This window comes from Neobacillus drentensis (genome assembly GCF_036966985.1).
Classification (GTDB): domain Bacteria; phylum Bacillota; class Bacilli; order Bacillales; family Cytobacillaceae; genus Neobacillus; species Neobacillus drentensis_E.
Genome location: NZ_JBALSN010000662.1, coordinates 1 through 4,382, shown reverse-complemented (window position 1 = coordinate 4,382; position 4,382 = coordinate 1). Strand labels below are relative to the sequence as shown.

The window sequence follows — 4,382 nt, the reverse complement described above, 5'->3', positions numbered from 1 at the left end:
CACTGGTAGCAGCAGTACTGGTCACAGCAGCACTGGTAGCTCAAGTAGTGGAAGCAGCGGAAGCTCAGGAAGCACTGGCAAACGCCCTAAAGGTCCAAAACCAAAAGGCAAAAAGCATTAATGAAAGCAACCGATACTTTCAAAAGTATCGGTTTTTTGTTCATTTACTTGTACATAGACCTAGAAAATACCATGTAAGACATTCGCCTATATGTATAAATATAGGAAAAAAAACTAGTTAGAAATTGACTAAGATTTCTAGATACATGCTGATTTATTAATTTACGAGACATTCGTTTAGAACAAGCCTTCAGGGTGGGACGTACTATGAAGCAAAGGACAAGAATAAATAAACGGAAAATTAAGAAGGAAACTAAAGTGAAGGGAGTAAATAAACTTTTATGTATCATCAATCGACGGTAATTATCACTATCTTTGCTTTTATCCTCACAATGGTCCTGGTCTTTATCCGTCCAAGAAATATGAATGAAGCAATCCCGGCTACAATTGGGGCCATCATCGTCTTTTTAAGTGGAAGCGTTTCGATTGGGGATTTAATTGATATAAGTTCAAAGGTTACGGGGGCAGCAATAACTATCATCGCCACAATCGTAATGGCGATCGTACTCGAAAGTTTTGGCTTTTTTAGTTGGACAGCCGCTTTAATGCTAAAACTCTCAAAGGGGTCTGGAATACGATTATTTTGGAATACCTTATTACTCTGTTTTTTGATGACTCTATTTTTTAACAATGATGGAAGTATATTAATAACCACACCGATATTGATTTTAATATTGAATAATCTGAAGTTAAAAAACCAGCAAAAGATTCCATTTCTATTAAGTGGTGCCTTAATTGCAACTGCCTCAAGTGCCCCAATCGGTGTTAGTAATATTGTAAATCTAATCGCCTTGAAAATTATTGGTATGGATTTGTATCTACAAACAGAAATGATGTTTGTTCCGGGAGTACTAGGCTTACTATTTTTATCCTATTTATTATTCCTAGTATTCAAGAAAGATATTCCAAAGGAAATCCGCTTTCACTCCTACTCCATTCCACTTCAAAAAAACCGTCCATACCATCCACTGCAACAAGGTTCAGAAAATCTATTCAACAAACAAAAGAAGCTAATGATCAATATGCTTATCTTTGTATTCCTTGTAAGGATTAGTCTTTTCGTGGCATCCTTTATTGGAATCTCCGTCTCTTTGGTTGCTGTGTGTGGCTCTATTATCTTATTGATTTGGAGATGGATTTACTTAAAGGTAAACCCAAAAGACGTCGCTGGAAAAATACCTTGGCATATTTTAATATTCGCCTTTAGTATGTATGTCATTATTTATGGACTGCACAATATTGGATTATCACATCTGCTATTAGGGTATCTAAAACCAATCGTTAATGATAGTTTGTTCCATGCTAGTCTAACCATGGGTACCATTACTGCCATTCTCTCAAATATCTTTAACAACCATCCAGCCTTAATGATATCAACTTTAGCCTTGACAGATATGGGACTAACCCCGCTCTTAACAAAACCCGTTTACTTATCAAACATCATTNNNGATGCATATTTTAAAGAAGAATAATATTAAAATTACTTGGATGCAATATATAAAAGTGACCATTGTTGTCATCCCCGCAACGCTGATCTTCACCCTCATCAGCTTATATATATGGCTATTACTTGTATTTGCAGCATGATAAAAGGGACTCATCAGTTGATGAGTCCTTTAATTAATCGCGTATATATACCACTTTCCGAACAAAAGGAAAGAGAACGCAGCCTAGATAAACTCCCAAAAAGTTCAAAATCAAATCGTCAATATCTAAGCTGCCGCGATGAAGTACAAATTGCAAAACTTCAATGCATGCAATCATGACGAAAGCAATAAGCAATGTCTTCCATTGAGAAAAACGTTTAAAACTTAGAAATAGTCCGTAGGGAATGAACAAACCAATATTAGCTGCAAGATTATAAAAAGCAATTAACCAGTTTACTTTTCCTGACAGAAAAAATGTAATGGTGGAAAAGGGTACAAGGTTCATTGAATTATAGCTTTGGTCATTAGGTCGGAAAAATAATAAAACTATAAGGTCAACCGTGTAGAGAGTCAAAATGGTTAAACATATTCGATAGTGAATATGAATCTTTTCCTTCTTGAACAGTAAAACCAAAAAACCTACTATACCCATAATGCATAAAAGAACAACTACCAAAACGATTGGATGTAAATAGGAAACTAAACGAATAAATACAGGAGATAAAACCATAAAAATTCCTAGAGTAATAAATATGGTAATAATTAAAGTCTTTTTCACTTAATTTATCCTTTTTGATAATAATCTGCCAATATTTCTTCAGGGACCATGCTTCCGCCTGTTGCCCAAACAATATGAGTTGCATTGTTCATTTTATTCAATAGATCATGTTTTTCTAAATAATTGATTCCCTTACTAGATAAAAAAGTGGGTCCAATCATACCTGCCAAAGCAGAAGGCTCTAGGTAAATCTTTTCAGTATCAACCAGTTCCTTTAACAGTTTGTATAAATTGTCGTCACTAATTGTATAACTTCCACTTAAAAAAGGTTCGATGATTTTCCCCACAAATCCTGAAGGCCTGCCGACAGCAAGTCCATCCGCATCTGTCACATTATCAATCCCAACATCTTGGACAGAAATTTGATCATGTAGTCCAGTCATTAATCCGAGGAGCATACATGGGGAATGTGTCGGTTCGGCAAAGAAACAATGAACGTTATCTTTAAACAACTGCTTCAAACCAAATGCTACTCCTCCAGGTCCTCCGCCGACACCACATGGCAGGTAAACGAATAACGGGTGGTTTTCATCGACTAGGATTTCTAACTGTTCTAATTGCTTCTCCAACCGCGTTGCAGCGACAGCGTATCCTAAAAATAAATCATGAGAATTTTCATCATCAACGAAGTAACATTTAGGATCTGACTCAGCTTGGATGCGGCCTTGCTCGACGGCTTGGCTATAATCCGCCTCATATTCCACTACTGTCACATTTTTGCTGCGAAGTAAGTCCTTTTTCCATTGCTTTGCGTCCGCGGACATATGTACCGTTACGTTAAATCCTAATTGGGCACTAATGATCCCAATACTTAATCCTAAATTTCCAGTTGAACCTACAGCAATGGAATACTGTGAAAAGAAAGAGCGGAACTCTTCACTAGCTAAAATCGAATAATCATCTTCAATGGTTAACAAGTGATGTGTGATTGCCAAGTTCTCTGCATGTTTAAGGATTTCATAAATTCCTCCTCTGGCCTTTATGGATCCTGAGATTGGCAGATGGCTGTCACACTTTAATAATAATTCACCTAAAATGGGCTGATTGAAATCGTGAGCAAATTTTTGTTGCATAGTAGGGATTCTTACTAATGCTGATTCAATTATTCCATTGGATGCTTTTGTTTCCGGGAAAACCAAAGCGAGATAAGGAGCAAAACGATTTAATCTTTCCTCCGCATCCTTAATATCCTCAGCAGTAAGGGGAGATTTCTCAATTCCTTGTTGAGCTTTTTCTAAGTTTGGATTCACCCAGAATACCTGATCTAATGATTGGAGTTGTTCTAACAATGAAAACTGGTTACTCTTAAGCCATGTTTCGATATCCATATTGTAAATTGGAACCTCCTGTCGTTTTGAATGAAGAATTAGAATTATTCTAACACATCTCTATTTTCTAAAAAATGTTTAGTAGTTGTCTTTAACACTTATTTGACTTTTGAATATTATTTAAATAAAAGGCATGTGAGGGACATGTATTTAGTTGGCTTTTACTCTCCAAAAGCAAAATCAGGTGTCACTGAATTGGCTTTATCGATTTATAACTGGCTTAAATTAAATACAAATGCTTCTGCAGCATTTATTTCATACGGGACCTTAGAAAAAGAAGTGACATCCAATGAACTCGTTCATGAATTTTCAAAATTATCTTTAACAGAACAAAAACGAAAAGTGAAATTAATGAAAAATGAATATGATATCATCATTTATGATGCTTCTAGTCAGCTGTCTGAGGGGGTTTTAAAACTTTTACCGATTGTTGACCGCTTATTTGTGGTTGGTGAGGAACATACTGAATTTGCTGTTAAACTGCAAAAAATCATTCAGTTTGATAAAATTTTTGATAAGAGCGTCAAAAATTTTATTACCCATTTACGAGGCAGTAAAACCTTTATTATCCGGGAAAATAAAGAAGATCGAGTGATTGGCTTCAAATATTCCAAAAATGAAACTAATACGATTGGGCAGATGGTATACACTGATTATGTGACGCGCTATATCGAAGAAAAATTAATTGATAAAAACATTAAAATATTTAAAAAGATATTAAAAATCCCT

The 4,382-nt window shown here is 35.4% G+C and carries 4 protein-coding genes and 1 pseudogene; 3 read left to right on the top strand and 2 right to left on the bottom strand.

What is annotated here, in order from left to right; translation table 11 throughout:
- Both V7659_RS30085 and V7659_RS30080 read left to right on the top strand, forming a co-directional pair.
- The coding region (locus V7659_RS30085) for a hypothetical protein (protein WP_335543686.1) at nt 1-242 on the top strand (242 nt) is incomplete at its 5' end.
- Nucleotides 243-401: 159 nt separating this feature from the next.
- Nucleotides 402-1,707: pseudogene (locus tag V7659_RS30080) on the top strand (ArsB/NhaD family transporter).
- A gap of 33 nt (nt 1,708-1,740) precedes the next feature.
- On the opposite strand, the gene V7659_RS30075 reads toward V7659_RS30080, so the two are convergent.
- Both V7659_RS30075 and V7659_RS30070 read right to left on the bottom strand, forming a co-directional pair.
- Nucleotides 1,741-2,325, bottom strand: a complete 585-nt coding sequence (locus V7659_RS30075; protein WP_335543685.1) for a VanZ family protein — start codon at nt 2,323-2,325, stop codon at nt 1,741-1,743.
- 5 nt (nt 2,326-2,330) lie between these two features.
- Nucleotides 2,331-3,653, bottom strand: coding sequence for a D-serine ammonia-lyase (locus tag V7659_RS30070; protein ID WP_335543684.1), 1,323 nt, complete (start codon nt 3,651-3,653; stop codon nt 2,331-2,333).
- A gap of 144 nt (nt 3,654-3,797) precedes the next feature.
- Between V7659_RS30070 and V7659_RS30065 the strand changes: the two genes are divergently transcribed.
- Nucleotides 3,798-4,382, top strand: a 585-nt coding sequence (locus tag V7659_RS30065) for a hypothetical protein (protein ID WP_335543683.1), incomplete at its 3' end; no start/stop codon positions are given.